Origin of the sequence: Saccharopolyspora antiqui (assembly GCF_052246905.1) — a bacterium.
Classification (GTDB): Bacteria; Actinomycetota; Actinomycetes; order Mycobacteriales; family Pseudonocardiaceae; genus Saccharopolyspora.
In genome coordinates this window covers 16,998-32,576 of sequence record NZ_JBQQBO010000015.1, presented here as the reverse complement: position 1 = coordinate 32,576, position 15,579 = coordinate 16,998, and the positions used below count along the sequence as shown (strand labels likewise).

The 15,579-nt window shown below is 68.7% G+C and carries 16 protein-coding genes; 7 read left to right on the top strand and 9 right to left on the bottom strand.

The features are described from left to right. Window positions 1-64: 64 nt before the first annotated feature. Window positions 65-1,414 (bottom strand): Rieske 2Fe-2S domain-containing protein, encoded by a 1,350-nt coding sequence (locus ACTWQN_RS22820; RefSeq protein ID WP_443205579.1) that lies wholly within the window; start codon window positions 1,412-1,414, stop codon window positions 65-67. 35 nt (window positions 1,415-1,449) lie between these two features. Further along, on the bottom strand, window positions 1,450-1,818 hold the full coding sequence (locus tag ACTWQN_RS22815; RefSeq protein ID WP_443205578.1) for a hypothetical protein: 369 nt from the start codon (window positions 1,816-1,818) through the stop codon (window positions 1,450-1,452). A gap of 477 nt (window positions 1,819-2,295) precedes the next feature. Here ACTWQN_RS22815 and ACTWQN_RS22810 point away from each other — a divergent pair, with 477 nt between their 5' ends. The 3 genes from ACTWQN_RS22810 to ACTWQN_RS22800 all read left to right on the top strand — a co-directional run bounded on the left by ACTWQN_RS22810 (window position 2,296) and on the right by ACTWQN_RS22800 (window position 3,945). Then, window positions 2,296-2,874 (top strand): PadR family transcriptional regulator, encoded by a 579-nt coding sequence (locus ACTWQN_RS22810; protein ID WP_443205577.1) that lies wholly within the window; start codon window positions 2,296-2,298, stop codon window positions 2,872-2,874. A gap of 212 nt (window positions 2,875-3,086) precedes the next feature. Beyond that, complete coding sequence (locus ACTWQN_RS22805; RefSeq protein WP_443205576.1) at window positions 3,087-3,593, top strand: molybdopterin-binding protein; 507 nt, start codon at window positions 3,087-3,089, stop codon at window positions 3,591-3,593. A 139-nt stretch (window positions 3,594-3,732) separates the two neighbouring features. Further along, window positions 3,733-3,945: a TOBE domain-containing protein gene (locus tag ACTWQN_RS22800; RefSeq protein ID WP_443205575.1), complete on the top strand. Its 213-nt coding sequence runs from the start codon at window positions 3,733-3,735 to the stop codon at window positions 3,943-3,945. Between the two features lie 60 nt (window positions 3,946-4,005). Here the strand turns inward: ACTWQN_RS22800 and ACTWQN_RS22795 are convergent, their stop codons facing one another. The 3 genes from ACTWQN_RS22795 to ACTWQN_RS22785 form a co-directional block, all read right to left on the bottom strand. Then, a complete protein-coding gene (locus ACTWQN_RS22795) occupies window positions 4,006-4,332 on the bottom strand; it encodes a PadR family transcriptional regulator (protein WP_443205574.1) in 327 nt (108 codons plus the stop codon). A 316-nt stretch (window positions 4,333-4,648) separates the two neighbouring features. After that, on the bottom strand, window positions 4,649-5,953 hold the full coding sequence (locus ACTWQN_RS22790; protein ID WP_443205573.1) for an MFS transporter: 1,305 nt from the start codon (window positions 5,951-5,953) through the stop codon (window positions 4,649-4,651). 96 nt (window positions 5,954-6,049) lie between these two features. Beyond that, window positions 6,050-6,790, bottom strand: a complete 741-nt coding sequence (locus ACTWQN_RS22785) for a GntR family transcriptional regulator (RefSeq protein WP_443205572.1) — start codon at window positions 6,788-6,790, stop codon at window positions 6,050-6,052. A 116-nt stretch (window positions 6,791-6,906) separates the two neighbouring features. Between ACTWQN_RS22785 and ACTWQN_RS22780 the strand changes: the two genes are divergently transcribed. After that, a complete protein-coding gene (locus ACTWQN_RS22780) occupies window positions 6,907-9,000 on the top strand; it encodes a hydantoinase/oxoprolinase family protein (RefSeq protein WP_443205571.1) in 2,094 nt (697 codons plus the stop codon). 138 nt (window positions 9,001-9,138) lie between these two features. Continuing rightward, a complete protein-coding gene (locus ACTWQN_RS22775; RefSeq protein ID WP_443205570.1) occupies window positions 9,139-10,908 on the top strand; it encodes a hydantoinase B/oxoprolinase family protein in 1,770 nt (589 codons plus the stop codon). A gap of 128 nt (window positions 10,909-11,036) precedes the next feature. Here the strand turns inward: ACTWQN_RS22775 and ACTWQN_RS22770 are convergent, their stop codons facing one another. Continuing rightward, window positions 11,037-12,215 carry a Cmx/CmrA family chloramphenicol efflux MFS transporter gene (locus ACTWQN_RS22770; RefSeq protein WP_443205569.1) on the bottom strand — a complete coding sequence of 393 codons (1,179 nt, stop codon included), beginning with the start codon at window positions 12,213-12,215 and terminating at the stop codon, window positions 11,037-11,039. Between the two features lie 575 nt (window positions 12,216-12,790). On the opposite strand from ACTWQN_RS22770, the gene ACTWQN_RS22765 reads away from it, so the two are divergent. After that, window positions 12,791-13,144 (top strand): hypothetical protein, encoded by a 354-nt coding sequence (locus ACTWQN_RS22765; protein WP_443205568.1) that lies wholly within the window; start codon window positions 12,791-12,793, stop codon window positions 13,142-13,144. Window positions 13,145-13,361: 217 nt separating this feature from the next. On the opposite strand, the gene ACTWQN_RS22760 is transcribed toward ACTWQN_RS22765, so the two are convergent. Continuing rightward, window positions 13,362-13,697: a DUF1622 domain-containing protein gene (locus tag ACTWQN_RS22760; RefSeq protein ID WP_443205567.1), complete on the bottom strand. Its 336-nt coding sequence runs from the start codon at window positions 13,695-13,697 to the stop codon at window positions 13,362-13,364. A 119-nt stretch (window positions 13,698-13,816) separates the two neighbouring features. Here ACTWQN_RS22760 and ACTWQN_RS22755 point away from each other — a divergent pair, with 119 nt between their 5' ends. Then, window positions 13,817-14,053 carry a hypothetical protein gene (locus tag ACTWQN_RS22755; protein WP_443205566.1) on the top strand — a complete coding sequence of 79 codons (237 nt, stop codon included), beginning with the start codon at window positions 13,817-13,819 and terminating at the stop codon, window positions 14,051-14,053. 26 nt (window positions 14,054-14,079) lie between these two features. On the opposite strand, the gene ACTWQN_RS22750 is transcribed toward ACTWQN_RS22755, so the two are convergent. Together ACTWQN_RS22750 and ACTWQN_RS22745 are read right to left on the bottom strand one after the other, a co-directional pair. Then, window positions 14,080-14,469 (bottom strand): alanine racemase, encoded by a 390-nt coding sequence (locus ACTWQN_RS22750; protein WP_443205565.1) that lies wholly within the window; start codon window positions 14,467-14,469, stop codon window positions 14,080-14,082. A 124-nt stretch (window positions 14,470-14,593) separates the two neighbouring features. After that, on the bottom strand, window positions 14,594-15,391 hold the full coding sequence (locus ACTWQN_RS22745) for an acyltransferase family protein (RefSeq protein ID WP_443205564.1): 798 nt from the start codon (window positions 15,389-15,391) through the stop codon (window positions 14,594-14,596). Window positions 15,392-15,579: the final 188 nt, after the last annotated feature.

Sequence of the window (15,579 nt, the reverse complement as noted above, 5' to 3'; positions counted from 1 at the left end):
GGACCCGACTGGGTAGAGCCGGGCATGCGTTCGCCAGCGTGCCCGTGCGGGACGGGCTATCGCGTCAGGATCGGGTGGTCGGGGTGGACGCGGGGATTCCGTCGACGTCCATCTCTTGCACCAGCGGGTCGTCGTTGGTGCCCAGTATGCGCCAATCCTCGCCCTCTTCAAGGATCTTCTCGGCGGATCGGATGCTGCGGTAGTCGAGGTCGGGGTCGACCGCTGGCGGTTCGCCACCTTCGGCGACCTTCTTCGCCGCCGCGATCAGCAGCCGACGCATCCTGATGAGCGCCTTGTCGCTGGTGCCCAACCGTTCCTGCGTGCGGTCGTAGATCGGGCCCATCGACTCGGTGACCATCAGGTCCTGGCTGACGAACTCAGCGACACCCGAGAAGGTCCGGTGGCGCTGCTCGTCGCGGTCGATGCCGTAGTCGTTCTCGGCGGTGTACTCCCGCGGGATGATCCCGTTGCCGTTCACCTCGGCGCGGCCGAACTTGAACGGGGCCACCGAGAACAGGTTGGCGCCGCCGATCCCCTGCGGGTTCTCGACGTTCCGGCTGGTGAAGCTGTACCGCCAGCAGTTCTCGTCGTCGATCGGCACGAACAGGCCCTGCCTGCAGCCGAACGGCACGGTCGCGATCACCGTGTGGTACGGGTAGCAGAACGCGCTCATCCGCACGTGCGTGAAACCGTTGGGGGTGGTCCGGATCCCGACGTACTTGAACCCGTACCAGGTGTCCTCGACCTCCAGCCGCGGCGCGCGGTCGTGCGCCCAGAACTTCCAGGACATCGGGTTGGACGGATAGCCGGGCTTGTCGCTGCCGTCGTCCTGGATGTCCTTGACGCCGTTGAACTGGTGCAGCCAGGAGATGTGCGAGGTGTCGAGGTTGCCCTCCATGGCCTGCACCCAGTTGCACGTGGTGTGCAGCTTGGTGGCCGAGACGTGTTCCGGAGCGAGCGTCTCGGTGCCGAAGTCCCGGAACGGCGTCATCTTCTCCGCAGGTCCCATGTAGGTCCACACGATGCCGCCCGACTCGTGCGTCGGGTAGGACTTCAGCTGGACCTTGTCCTTGAACACGCTTGTCGGGGGCTCGCTCGGCATGTCGACGCATGCGCCACTCGCATCGAACTTCCAGCCGTGGTACGGGCAGCGCAGCCCGCATTCCTCGTTGCGTCCGAAGTAGAGGGAGGCACCGCGGTGCGGGCAGTTCTCCCCCACCAGCCCGACCTGGCCGTTGGTGTCCCGGAACGCCACCAAGTCCTCACCGAGCAGCCGCACCCGGACCGGGTCGCTGTCCGGTGTCGGCACCTCGCTGACGAGCAGCGCCGGGGTCCAGTAACGGCGCAGCAGATCGCCCATCGGGGTACCGGGGCCGACTCGGGTCAGGAGCTCGTTGTCCTGTTCTGACAGCATTGTCATCCTCTTTCCGGCGTCGTGGTGGACGGACGTCAGTGGTCGGTGGCGGCGAGTGGTTTCCGGCGCTGTCGTTCGAAGTCCCTGGCCTGACGCGCGCCGTCCGCCAGCACTGCTTGGCGCTGCTCAGTGCTGCGATCGGCTGCGGCATCGCGGCCGGACTCGCAGCGCGCTGGGCCGCGTGCGCGGTAGTTCGGAAAACAGCCCTGCATCGGCGGGGGCGCCAGTGGGCGCAGCGCGACATTCCGCACCCGTGGCCCGCCCTGCCGATCGTCACCGGCCAGATCAAGCGCACCCGCGATGAGCTGGCAGGACACCACTCCACGCGGCTGGTCGCCGTGGCATGCGACGAGCTCGTCCAGGTTGTGTTCCGAGCGGAGGACCGGTGGGACATTCTCGTTCACGGCGACTCTCTTTCTTCATATTATGAAGAGAGAAATCACTTGATGAACGAGCGTAATCACGTATCGACAAGGGCGTCAAGGAGGAAATGGCAGCCACGACCGACAACGGTGCAGAACCGTCTACTTCGGACATTCTGTCCTCCGGAACAAGATCCGCCGCCGTCGTCGGGAAGCACCACCCGATTGCTCCAGCGCCGGTTCGTGCACATGGCCTCGCCCCGGGCTGGAGACGACGCCGCTGCCCGAGGACTGGCCTCGTCCGGCCATCCGAGCAGGACTCCAGACGCCGGTGCGCGCCAGACCCCGACGGCCGATCTGGCGCACGATCATGCAGTCGCCCGGTTCGGACTGCCGCCGCCCGAGCAGGTGCCGCTACGGCCTCGCGTGCGGTGCGAGCGACCGCGTCGCCGATCAGGGCAATGCGGGTGCCGGTCGGCTCGCGGAGCGTGTTCCGGTCGACGCCTTACGCTCGGGGCTGTGCGATGGGCGTTGTCGGAGTGGACGGTGCTGGCGGTTTTGCGGGAGGAGCCGAGGCATGGCTTCGCCATTGCCGCGCTGACCGCGTCGGGCGGTCCGCTGGGGCGAGTCTGGCAGATTCCCCGGCCGGTGATCTACCGCGCGTTGGGCCGGTTGGAGGCCGCCGGTCTGATCGAGCCGCTGGCGGTCGAGACCGGTGGGGGGCCGCAGCGGACGGTTTACGGGTTGACCGACAGCGGCCGTGCAGCGGTCGACGAATGGTTGCGGCAACCCAGCGAGCATGTCCGGCAGCTGCGCTCGGACCTGCTGATGAAGCTGGCGTTGCTGGACCGCCGCGGGCTCGATCCGCGCGGTTTGCTGCGGGCCCAGCGGGTGGTGCTGGAGCCGATCGTGGCGGCGATGGCGGCCGAACTCGATCGCCGGGAGGGCTTCGACGCGGTCCTGTTGGCCTGGCGGCACCGGAGTGCCAGCGCGGCACTGCAGTTCGTCGACGACCTGATCGCCGGGGAACCTGGCGGGACCGGGGGCCGGGGTCATGCTGATCGTCCGGCACGGCGTCGAAGCCAGGATGGTGGTTGATCGCGCTCGGTCGCCAGCTCAGCCCACCGAGGTTCGGCACGGGACGGCGAAGCGTCGTGCGCAGCATTTCTAAGGATCGCGCAAAAGCGGATCAAATGATGATATTGATCCGCAGACAAGGATCAACAATGCCCGTTGATCCGCATCTGCGCCGTCGAGATAGCACCTGATGGAGGATATTGCGGAACCCGCATCAGATTTAGCGTGAGGTCATGGAGACACCGCCGTCGCAGGCGCCCGGTATCCACGGGGTTGAGATCCCGGCGCCGCGGCTACCGCTGCGCCCCGGCGAAGTGCTGATCACCGGCGACATCGCCCAGGACGGCACAATTCTGACCGCCGACTTGCACGCCCAGGCGGAAGAAGTCATCGACGTCCACTACGTCACCCGCCACGTGCACGAGGTCCACCAGGTCCAAGGCGTGCCGCTGCACCGGGTGTTGGCCGAGGTCAGCCTGCGGACCGACGACCACCGCAAGAAGGACCACCTCAGCTTCGTGGTCCTCGCCCGTTCCGAGGACGGCTACCGGGTCGTGCTGTCCTGGGCCGAGATCGCCCCCGACCTCGGTGCATGTGCGGCGCTGCTGGCCACCCGCTACAACGGGCAGATCCTCACCCGCCCCACGTTGGTCGTTCCGCACGACAGGCATGCCAACCGCTACGTGCGGAACATCCGCTGCCTCCAGTTGTCCAGAGTGGACTCCGCGTCGGCGACCTGAGGACCGCCCACCGCGTCACCGCCAGATCGATCACGCGCACCGGAATTCGAGTAGCGATTCGTCGCAGGATCCGCCCGAGTGGCGGATGTCGGCTCGGCGACCTAACGTGCGCAGGCACATCGCCGTCCGAGGAGTCTTGATGCGCCTGTCTACGCGAAACCAACTGCGCGGTACCGTCGCTGCGATCGACCCAGGGGCGGTGATGACCGTCGTCAAGGTCACCCTCGAAGGCGGCCAGCAGGTCGTCGCGTCCATCACCAAAGACGCTGCGGAGGACCTCGCCCTGGCGGTCGGCAAGCCCGTTACCGTGCTGGTCAAGTCGACCGAAGTAATGCTCGGCGTTGACGACTGAACTCCCAGCGGCGTCGGCCTTCGGCGAGCAACCGCCGTCTCGGTACCAGCGGCTCGTGGCTCATGCCCGGAGGATCGGATCTGGCGCGGGCGATGTCCGCGACCCGCTTTCGACCCCGGGGCGGTAGGTCGCCAGCAGCCTCCGAGCCGCCTCCGCACCATGCGGGGTCAGCAGGTAGAAACGACGACGGGCACGGTCCTGGTCCTGCCACGTTCCCGTGAGCCAACCTGCCTCCTCAAGGTGGTCGAGGATCGCGTGCACCGTGGCTCCGGATCGCATCGCCGCTTCCACCACCTCCCACCCGTGCAACCGAACGTCCTGGCGAAACGCCCGGTCGAGCACTTCCAGAACATCGAGCAGGGGTTCCGTCGCGGGCCTCCGCCACATCGGCGCCTCCTCTCGCCACAGACTAGTCACACTGAGACTAGCGGAACCCGGCCCGAAGAAGGTTGCGACACCGCTCCCACGCCGATTACGCGATCGCCGTCGCCGCACAGTCCACAGTCGACTCTTACCTCCCTGGCCGCGAGTGCCCAATCACGTTCATAGCGGCAGGCAGGTTGAGATCGGGCGCGGTGCCGCCGAACCGGCCACCGCGCCGCGCGGGAACCGACAGCTTGGCGGACCGGAACGCCGTTGGATCGATGACGCCGCGTCGACAGCACCACACAGCACCCACCCCTGACGAACAACCGCGGGACGGTCAGTGCCGAGCCGGAGCCGTCTCGCGCGTCGCCAGCACTACCAGCAGCGTCACCACGGCAGCGGCCATGATGTAGAACGCGGGTGCGGCGTGGTTGCCGGAACCGGTCACGAGCAGGGTGATCAGGAAAGGAGCGGTTCCACCGAAGGCCGCCACCGAGAGGTTGTAGCCCAGCGAGAAACCGCCGTATCGCACCCGCGTGGCGAACAGCTCGTTCATCGCCGCCAGCGTCGGGCCGAGGAATACCGCCAGGACCACCCCGAGCCCGATGTGCGCGAGCACCGCGAGGACCGCGTTGTCCTGCCCCATCAACCAGAACAGCGGGTAGGCCAGCAGCACGGCCGCCAGGCAGGACCCACCGAGCACCGGGCGGCGGCCGAAGCGGTCCGAAACCGCCCCCATCGCCGGGATGAGCGCGCAGATCACGCACATGCTGACCACGGACGACACCGAAGCGACGACCGCGGGGTAACCGAGGATCTTGGACTGGTGGCTCGGGACGTAGGTGAGGATCGCGTACAACGCGGCGTTCTGGAACAACGAGTACCCAGCCACGCTCAGGATCGCGCGCCAGTGGTACCGGACCGACTCCAGCAGCGGGTTGCGGGCCAGTTCGCCCCGTCCGCGCAACGCGACGAATTCCGGCGTCTCCTCCAGCCGCGACCGGATGTAGAGGCCGACGAGCCCGAGAGGTGCGGCGAGCAGGAACGGGATGCGCCAACCCCAGCCTGCGATCTGCTCGTCGGTGAGCCAGACGTTGAGCAGCAACACCACGACGGAGCCGAGCAGGAAGCCGAGGATGCACCCCATCTCCACCAGCGACACCAGGTAGCCGCGCCGCCTGGCCGGGGCGAACTCGGCGACGAACGCGGAGGCGCCGCCCATCTCCCCACCGGCGGAAAACCCTTGCAGCAAGCGCAAGAACACCAACATCGTCGGGGCTGCCACACCGGCGGCCGCGTATCCGGGCAGCAGCCCGATGCCCAGGGTCGCGCCGGAGACGACCATGATCACCCATGCGAGGGTGCGCTGCCGCCCGATCCGGTCGCCGAGGGCACCGAAGAAGATCCCGCCCAGCGGCCGGACCACGAACGCGGATCCGAACACCGCGAAGGAGCTCAGCAGCGACGTCGTCGGGTCCTCGGCGGGGAAGAAGACGGTGCCGATCGCGGTGGCGAGGTATGCGTAGACGGCGATGTCGAACCACTCGACCACGCTGCCGATGGTGGCGCCCAGCGTCGCGCGGCGCAGGACCGCGGCCGATACCGGCGCGTCGAGTTTCGTTTCGGCTGAACTGGCGGACACGGGACCTCCCGGAGGTTGGGGGAACCCGGCACTACGCCATCGGCGTGCCGCAGGTCACACGGGACCCTAGATTGTCGTCCGACGATCCAGCAAGGGTCATGGACGACTTCGGCCCCCGCGATCCGGGGTGGTGTAGCTGCCCAGCAGCTCTCGTTCGGCATCGCGCAGGTAGGTGTCGAGCAGGTCCGCCGCACCGTCGAGGTCGCCCGCGCGCACCGCGTCGGCGATGGCCGAATGCCGCTGCAGGAAGTGCTGGTGGAAGGCCGACGTGTCGTGCATGAAGGCGTAGGCGAGCCGGAATTCGGCGAGTACCTCGGTGATCAGGCCGTCCAGCCGCGGGCTTTCGGCCAGCCCGACCAGCGCCTCGTGGAAGCGGATGCTGGCCGCCGCCACCTGCGGCCACCGGCCCTCGCGCTCGGCTCGGCGACCGTCCTCGATCGCCGCGCTCATCCGCCGCAGGCCCGCCGGGGTGAGCACCTCCACCTGCCGCAACGCCGTGCATTCGACGACCCGCCGCACCCGGTACAGGTCGGAGATGTCGGCCCTGCTCAACTGGCGGACGAAGACGCCTCGGCTGAGCTCGTGCACGAGCAGGCGCTCCCGGATCAGCAACCGGAACGCCTCCCGCAGGGTGCTGCGGGAAACGCCGAGGTACTCCCGGACGCGTTCCTCCGACAGCCGGGTCCCCGGCTCGTAGCGGCCCTCGATGATCCCGGCGCGCAACGCGTCGGCCACCCTGCTGGCGCTGCTCTCCCGCGTCAGCCCGGCGGTCTCGGACCGCACCTGCGCACCGGTTCCCGTCGTCCCGCTGGGCCGCGCCGCCCCGTCGAAAACCACGTCTGCCACTCCACTCGGCCAGCCTCGATGCCGTCGACGATTATCCCAGAGCCTTGCCGAATCGTCCGACGATCCTTACCTTCGGGCTCATGTCTCGCGTGCCGGACGGAAGTCGCATGTCCCTCCCGAAGCTGCGCGTCGGTGTCGACATCGGCGGCACCTTCACGGATTTGTGCATTCTCGACGACGAGGGCATCGTCGCGATCGGCAAGGCGCTCACCACGCACGCCGAACCGGCCGCCGCGGTCGAGGCGCTGTTGCGCGACACGCTCGCCGCGCACGACCTCGACCCGGCCTCGGTCAGCACCGTGGTGCACGGCACGACACTGGTCACCAACGCGCTGATCGAACGAAAAGGCGCCCGCACCGCGCTGATCACCACCGAAGGTTTTCGGGACGTCGTGGAGATGGCCCGCGAACACCGCTACGACCTGTACGACCTCGAACTGGAGCTGCCCCGCCCGCTGGTGCCCCGTCACCTGCGGTTCGGCGTCCGGGAACGGATCCTCGCCGACGGCACCGCGGTTGCCGCGCTGGACACCGACCACCTCGCCCGGCTCGCCGTCGAGCTGGCCCGGGCGGGGATCGAAGCCGTCGCCGTCTCGTTCCTGCACAGCTACCGCAACCCCGCGCACGAGCGGCTGGCCCGCGAAGTGATCGCCGAGGTGGCGCCTGGCATGGAGATCGCGCTCTCCAGCGAGGTGAACCCGGAGATCCGGGAGTACGAGCGCACCTCCACCACGATCGCGAACGTCTACGTGCAGGCCCTGGTGGACGACTACCTGGCCGACTTGCGGCACCGGCTGCGGCGGCTCGGGCTGCGGCACGATCCGCTGATCATGCTGTCCAACGGTGGAGTGGCCACAGTGGACACCGCCCGGCGGTTCCCGATCCGGATGCTGGAATCCGGTCCGGCGGGGGGCGCGCTCGGCGCTGTGGCGTTCGGCCGGGCCGCCGACCGTCCCGACCAGATGGCCTTCGACATGGGTGGCACCACGGCGAAGCTGTGCACCGTCGAGGACGGCCGCCCGCTGGTGACCCACACGTTCGAGGTCGACCGCGTCTACCGGTTGCGCGCCGGTTCGGGGCTGCCGGTGCGAGCGCCGGTGATCGACATGATCGAGATCGGAGCTGGTGGCGGGTCCATCGCCCGGGTCGACCCGCTGGGCCTGCTCACCGTCGGCCCGGACTCGGCCGGTTCCGAACCCGGCCCGGTCTGCTACGGGCGGGGCGGGACCGCCTGCACCGTCACCGACGCCGACCTGGTGCTCGGCTACCTGGATCCGGAAAGCTTCCTCGGCGGCCGGATGGAGCTGGACGCCGCGGCCGCTTCCCGCGCCATCGAGGAGCAGATCGCCGAACCGATGGGGATCACCGTCCCCGAGGCGGCGTGGGGGGTCCACGCCACCGTCAACGAGAACATGGCCGCCGCGGCCCGGGTGCACGCCGTCGAGCGCGGCCAGGACCCCCGTCGGCTCGCGCTGTTCGTATCCGGCGGCAACGGTCCGCTGCACGGACCGGGCGTCGCTCGCGCGCTCGGTTCGCCCGCGGTGATCGCGCCACCCGCGGCCGGGGTCCTCAGCGCACTGGGTTTCCTGTCGGCGCCGATGTCCATCGACCTGGTGTCGTCCTGGCACGCCGAGCTCTCCACCGTCGGCACCGAACGGGCCCGGGAGCTGTTCGCCGCGATGGAGCGCGACGGCACGGCGATCCTTCGGGATTCCGGTGTCGCCGACGGCGAGATGTCGCACACCCGCAGCCTTGAGATGCGGTTCGTCGGCCAGGGCAGCGAAATCGAGGTGCCCGTCCCGCCGGTCGGCCCGAACTGGCACGCGCAGGTGCGCCGCAACTTCGCCGAGCACTACCGACTCCGGTTCGGCGACGTCGCGCCGCGCGACGTCGCGGTCGAGGTGCTGACCTGGCGGCTGACCACCCGCGGACCCGAACCCGATGCGCGGCTGCGGCTGCGCCCCACCGGCGACTCCCGCGATGCGTTGATCGGCCACCGCGCCGCGTACTTCCCGCAGTCCGGCGGCTACGTCGACACCCCGGTCTACGACCGCTACCTGCTGGCGCCGGACTCGGTGCTGCGCGGCCCAGCCCTCGTCGAGGAGCGGGAGGCGACCCTGGTGCTGGCGCCGGGCATGCGCTGCCGAGTCGGCAAGGACGGCGGCATCGTCATCGAACTGCGGCCCGAGGAGGCCCCGTGAGTGACAATTTCGCCCGCTCGCGAGGCCGACCGGGTGCGGGTGTCCCGCAAAACACCGTGGAGGCCCCGTGAGTGACAATTTCGCCCGCTCGTGGGGCCGACCGGGTGCGGGTGTCCCGCAAAACACCGAGGAGGCCCCGTGACCCACCGGCATCTCGATCCGATCGTCGTCGGACTGCTCGCGAACCGGCTGCACTCGCTGCTCAACGAGCAGCAAGCCGCGCTGGTCGGGACCGCCTTCAGCCCGGTGGTGCGGGAGTCGCTGGACCTGGCCTGCGCGGTGTTCGACTCGCGGGGCCTGATGATCGGCCAGTCCACCGGCGGCACCCCCGGCCACATCAACGCGATGGCCACCGGCATGCGGCACGTCACCGCCGCCTTCCCGCCCGACGCGCTGGCCGACGGGGACGTGCTGATCACCAACGACCCGTGGATGACCTCCGGGCAGATCAACGATCTAACCGTGGCGACCCCGGTGTTCCGCGCCGGGCGGCTGGTCGCCTGGTTCGCCAGCTGCTGCCACGCTCCGGACATCGGCGGGCGGATCCTGTCCGCCGCGGCCACCGAGGTCTTCGAGGAGGGCCTGCGGCTGCCCATCCTGAAGCTGCGGCACGCGGGTAGGCCGGACCCGGTGCTGGAGCAGATCATCCGCAGCAACGTCCGCACCCCGGACGAGACGATGGGCGACATCTACGCGCAGGTGGCCGGGAACGAGGTCGGGGCGCGAAGCCTGCTGCGGCTCATGGACGAGTTCGAGCTCGACGACGTCGACGAGGTCGCGGCGGAGATCATGCGTCGCTCGGAGGCGGCGTTGCGCGCCGCGCTGACCGACCTGCCCGACGGGGACTACACCGGCCAACTGCGCACCGACGGCTTCGGTGACGAGGAATTGCGCCTGCGGGTCAAGGTCACGATCGACGGTGATTCGGCCACAGTGGACTACGCGGGCTCCTCACCGCAGTCGCGCTACGGCGTGAACGTGGTGCTCAACTACACCCACGCGTACACGTCCTTCGCGTTCAAGGCCGCACTCGCCCCGGAGGTTCCGCACAACGCGGGTTCCTTCCGGCCGATCGAGGTGACCGCCCCGCGCGGCTCGGTGCTCAACTGCGTCGACCCGGCACCGGTCGCGTCCCGCCACCTGGTCGGCCACTTCCTGCCGAGCCTGCTGTTCGAGGCGCTGCGTCCAGCGCTGGGCGGCCGCCTGCCCGCGCCCAGTGCCGACGCCCTGTGGATGACGGTGTGGCGGGGAGCCGACGCCGACGAGGAGGAACCGTTCACCCTGACCGTCTTCGGCGCGGGCGGCAGCGGCGGTCGACCGCGTCAGGATGGGCTGACCACCACCGGATTCCCCACCGGGGTGCGCGCCGCACCGACCGAGGTGTTGGAGGCGTTGACGCCGCTGGTGCAGCAACGGCGGGAGCTGCGCACCGACTCCGGCGGGCCCGGCCTGCACCGAGGCGGGCTGGGGCAGGTCGTGGATGTCGGCCGCCGCGGCTCTTCCGGCTGGAGCGTCAACGCCAACGTCGACCGGGTGCTGCACCCCGCCCTGGGTGCCGAAGGCGGAAAGGCGGGCGCGGCAGGGGAATTCGTCGACCTCACCACCGGCGAGGCCCTGCCGCGCAAGCAGCTCGTGCGGTTGGCACCCGAAACCCTCGTGCGGCTGCGGTTCCCCGGTGGGGGCGGCTTCGGCGACCCGCTGCGGCGGCCGGTGCAGCGGGTGCTGGACGACGTCGTCAACGGATACGTCGGCATCGACGCCGCCCGCGAGCACTACGGGGTGGTCATCGACTACATCGGCCCACCCGATGCACTGGTGCGTCCCCCGAGCTCCTACCGAATCGACGAGGAACGCACCCGCGCACTACGCGCCACGGACCACCGGACCGGAGGTGACAAAGTGCGGTAGGGCGATGGCTGCTCGACCACGTAGCGGTACACGCCCGGTCCGGATCCGTGCTCGGTCACGTGCCTGGCAAACCGGGCTGGATTCCCTTGGTCCGCACCAACTTTCGCAACGCTCAACGGAACGTCGTGTCATCGCTTGGTTCCTTCGTGTGCGCTGTGCGCGAGGGCATGGCGGAACGGCAGCGCGAGGAAGAGCGCGACGGCGACGAGGGTGCCGCTGGCCCAGACGGGTCCGAGCTCGGCCAAGCCCGTGCCCAGCGTGGCGGCAGCGATGATGGGACCGGCAGTCGCTCCGACGTTCAAGGCCGCGGTCGCGTAGGAGCCTGCCATCGTCAGCGCGCCCGCGGCTTCGTAGAGCACCCGCGCGATCAGGGTGCTCCCGACAGCGAAGGAGAGCGCACCCTGGATGAAGGCCAGCAGCAGCAAGGCCACCGGTTGGTAGGCGATTAGGCCGAAGGTGACCCAGCCGCCGAGTAGCAGCGGCCCGCCAGCTGCGATGACGACGCCGGGATGATGGTCGGACAACCGCCCGGCGACGGTAACGCCGACGAAGGACCCCAGACCGAACAGCACCAGCACGATCGAAATCCACAGGGGGCCGAGCTCGGCGACATCGGTGACGATCGGAGCGAGGAAGGTGAAGCTGCCGAAGGTGGCAGCGTTGACCAGCGCGCCGAGCAGCAGGACCAGGATCAGCCGTGGCCGCCGCAATTGCGCCAGCTCCCGACGCAGATCCGGGCCGCCCGCGTCGTCGAGTGGTCCGGTTCCAGCGGGAACGCCACGGATCACCCCGAACGCGGCAGGTAGGCACAGCAGAGCAACCACCCAGAACGTGGCGCGCCAGCCGAGCAGCGTCCCCAGCAGCGCACCGCCCGGCACGCCGACGACGGTGGCGACCGTGGTACCCGTCAGCAGGACCGCCAGGGCGCGGCCCTTCCGGTCGGCGGGGACGAGATCAGCGGCGGAGGTGAGCGCGACCGCCAAGAAACCAGCGTTGGCCAGAGCCGCGAGGATTCGGGTAGCGAACAGCACGGTGAAGTTCTCGGTGACCGCACCGGCGACGTGCGCGGCCAGGAACACGCCGAGGAAACCCACCAAGCTGGACCGTCGCGGCCACTTGCGGGCAAGTCCCGCCATCAGTGGGGCACCCACAACCATGCCGATCGCGAAGGCCGATGTGAGCAGACCCGCCGTGGCTACCGAAACATCGAGACTCGCGGCGATGTCCGGCAGCAGACCGGCGAGCATGAACTCCGAAGTTCCCATGGCGAACACGGCCACGGCGAGCAGATAAATAGGCAGAGGCATCGAACAACTCCGGGGTGATGAGAGATCGGATGAACGTCTCGTCACCGCCGGTCAGCGGCCCAACACTGCTGTCACTCCCCTGCATCGAGCAGGGGGACAGGCCTTCGAGATTCAGTGATTCAGGGGGCTGACGGGGTGACCGAAAGCCCCCACCCTGGATGCCTCTGGACTCGACACGTCACGCACCATACCCACCCGGCGCCATGCCGGTCGCACCGGCTCCGGACGGCGTCATCGCTGCGTCACCAACGTTCCGCCCCGCGGGCCCCACGCCGGTGAGCACGTGGGTGAAGGCAACCCGGCCACAGGGCTGCTCCGCAGTCCGAGCACCGGCACTTGGGTCCCACCGGTTACCGGCGGCCGGTTGACCAGGCGATCCGCGTCTGTGCCGAACTCGACCGAGGACGACGATCGGGATTCGGGCCTTAAGGCCCTGACCACTGCGGAGCAGCCCGCGCAGCCTGAAGCCGTCGCCGGACGGCGCCGAAGACATCGCGCGCCGGTGATCTGCGATCACCACATCGACAAGGGGGCCCGCAATGCGTTGGATGTGCACCGTTGCGGCTGCATCCGCAGTGATCGTCGCGCTGATCCACGCCCTCTACGCGTCCGAAGTCATGGAAGAGGCGTTCTACGTGGGAATCCTGTTCATCGTCGGCGCGGTCGTGCTGCTGTATGCGGCGGTCATGCTGCTCTACCGGCCCTCGTTCCTGCCGTGGCTGCTCGGCGGCTTGGTGAACGCGGGCATGTTCGTCGGTTTCATCCTCAGCCGCACCACGGGGCTACCGGGATACCGGGAAAGCGACTGGGATACAGCGGGCATCGTCTCGATGGCGCTGGAGGCGGTCTTCCTGATCACCTGGGCAGTGACCAGCGGCGTGCTTGACCATGTCATCCCCACCCACCGCGGCCGCGCAGCCCCCCAGTGACAACCCACCGCAGGGGCCAGCGGCCCGCCCATTGCGTACTCCAAATCAGCGTCCACACAGGGGCGAAAGTCCCTAAATCCTGAGGATCAAAACCCGGAAATCCAATCGAAGTGCCGCGCGGAGCGGCCGTGCATTCTTCGGGCTGGCGAACATCGCGATGCGCAGGCCGCCGAGGCCGCGGTGGTACGTCGCTCCGCCAAGCCTTTCCGACATGTCGTCAACGTCGTTGCCAGGGCCACCGGCCCGTGATCTCCAGTTCGAGCGAGAAACTCAGGACCGTACGGATGGCCACGATCAACGCGAGCAGCCCAACACCTGCGTACGTGGGTGAGACCGCCACGGTCCGGATGATGTCGCCCGCGACGAGGAACTCCAATCCCAGCAGAATCGACCGCCCCAGCCGACGGCGGTAGGCACGGTAAACGGCCGCCTGCCGTCGGGACAGTCGGAAAACGGCGTGGCCGGTCGCCACCACCGCTCCCACCACGATCACCGCCACGCCCATCGCGTCGACGACCATGCCCACCAGTTCGACGACGTGCTGGAACTCCACCGCTCCTCCTCTGCCTCCCCCGGGGCCCGCGCCACCCAGCCGCGTCCACCACCGAGGCCAAGCGTGCGCGCGAGCTCGCGCGCACGCTCGCCGACCAGGCCCGAGACGGCACCGCCCGCATGCCATCCACCACGACTCGCCGGGCGGTTTCCGCCAGCACGCAACGGGTACCCGTTGTCGCAGCGCAGCGTGGAGTCACGAACAACGACAACGGCGCACCCTTCGTCAAGGACGCCACCGCTGGACCTCGGCATCCGGACTGGGGCGACGGCTACGAGGCGGCGATCATCAACTACCGATTCCTCGCCCATTCCGTGCCGTCGACCAAGCAGATCGTCGACGACGTGCTCCAGTAGGCCCCCACCAGCGAACCGCCCCGAAACTACCGATTCCTCGCCCATTCCGTGCCGTCGACCAAGCAGATCGTCGACGACGTGCTCCAGTAGGCCCCCACCAGCGAACCGCCCCGAATTCGGCGCGCAACCAGATCCACGTTGGCCAGGATCGCCGGGCGGAAGTCCTCGTCGGGACCGTGCAACCAGCTCAGCACCGGGGCGGTGATGCCCGCGCCGCGGAGTTGGAGGGCCTCCGCGGTGGTGGCGACACCGAGCCAGCTCGCTCCGTGCGCCAGCGCGGTCCGTGCGACGGGCACCATGCCGTGGCCGAAGCCGTCCGCCTTCACCACCGCCATGACGGCGGCCCCAGCCGCACTGGAGATCAACTCGGTGTTTTCCGCGATGGCGTCGAGGTCGACGACCGCCTCGGCGTTCACGGCACCTCGCGACGTGCCTGCTGACCTCGCTCGCGTCGAGGGCGGGCCGGGCACGGTCATGGGATCCCCCGGGGTGAGTCGGCGCGCTGGTGGCTCATCTGCGGTTCAGTCGTGGTGGCCCCGTTCAGGTGCCTGTCCGGTCGGCGTGGCCGCGATCCCGGATTGGACTCGGCGCGGCGATGGGAACGGTCGGCTGGTCGAAGCCGTTGCGGGACAGGCGGTTCCTGACCGCCTTGGCCGGGCGTTCGAGCTGGCGTTTGAGCAACGGCGCGAGCGGCTTTTCCACCGCGCGGTGGAGGACGGTGGCGACAAGGCACATCAACGCGACCGTTCCGAAGAGCAGCACGTACGGGTTGACCACGTCCTGGAGCATCCCGAAGACGATGAAACCGATGTGGACGTGGACCAGGTAGAGCGGGTAGGTCAGCAGGTAGAACCGCGGCTCCGCCCACAGCGTCCAGTACACGACATCGACGCTGGCGACCCCGAGCGGGGAGTTGAACATCGTCATGTTGGCCAGGTACTGGACCGGCGAGACCGGGAACAGGTCGGGACTGAACAGAACCGACACGATCGACGTGAGGGTGACCGCGACCCAGTACGCCGGGTACAGCCGCACGATCCGCGATATCACGAACTGCTCGGGTTTGCGGTTCAACGCGCTCATCAGGACGACGAACCCGCTGATCACGAAGAACAGGTCGACACCGAGGTATCCGTACCTGGTGAACTCACTCGCGCTCGGGAAGTCGACCTCGGTCAAACCCTTGCCGAATCCCGAGAAGGTGTAGTGGTAGAACACCACCGCGAGGGCTGCGGTGATCCGCAGCAGATCGATCTCGTGCAGTCGAGCGGGGCGTCCACCTGGAGGTTCGGTGATCGACCCGCGATCGGGAGCGGGACTACCTCCGCTGTGTCTCATGAATCTTGTCTTCTTCGCTGGTTGCCTCGGAATGTGGAACTCCGCGAGGAGCTGCTGACGCGCGCCCACTCCACCGTCTACATGGGAATCTCCCGGCCACCGATGATTCACGATCAGCGCCAACGGAATCAAGAATCGTGGTCCTCGTTTGCCTGAACCGTGCAAGCCGTTGCCCGAAAGAACCGAAA

Coding starts and splice junctions, on each gene's coding strand:
- ACTWQN_RS22820 (WP_443205579.1), bottom strand. CDS start 1,414: ATGCTGTCAGAACAGGACAACGAGCTCCTGACCCGAGTCGGCCCCGGT.
- ACTWQN_RS22805 (WP_443205576.1), top strand. CDS start 3,087: ATGGAGACACCGCCGTCGCAGGCGCCCGGTATCCACGGGGTTGAGATC.
- ACTWQN_RS22800 (WP_443205575.1), top strand. CDS start 3,733: ATGCGCCTGTCTACGCGAAACCAACTGCGCGGTACCGTCGCTGCGATC.
- ACTWQN_RS22795 (WP_443205574.1), bottom strand. CDS start 4,332: ATGTGGCGGAGGCCCGCGACGGAACCCCTGCTCGATGTTCTGGAAGTG.
- ACTWQN_RS22780 (WP_443205571.1), top strand. CDS start 6,907: ATGTCCCTCCCGAAGCTGCGCGTCGGTGTCGACATCGGCGGCACCTTC.
- ACTWQN_RS22770 (WP_443205569.1), bottom strand. CDS start 12,215: ATGCCTCTGCCTATTTATCTGCTCGCCGTGGCCGTGTTCGCCATGGGA.
- ACTWQN_RS22755 (WP_443205566.1), top strand. CDS start 13,817: ATGCCATCCACCACGACTCGCCGGGCGGTTTCCGCCAGCACGCAACGG.
- ACTWQN_RS22745 (WP_443205564.1), bottom strand. CDS start 15,391: ATGAGACACAGCGGAGGTAGTCCCGCTCCCGATCGCGGGTCGATCACC.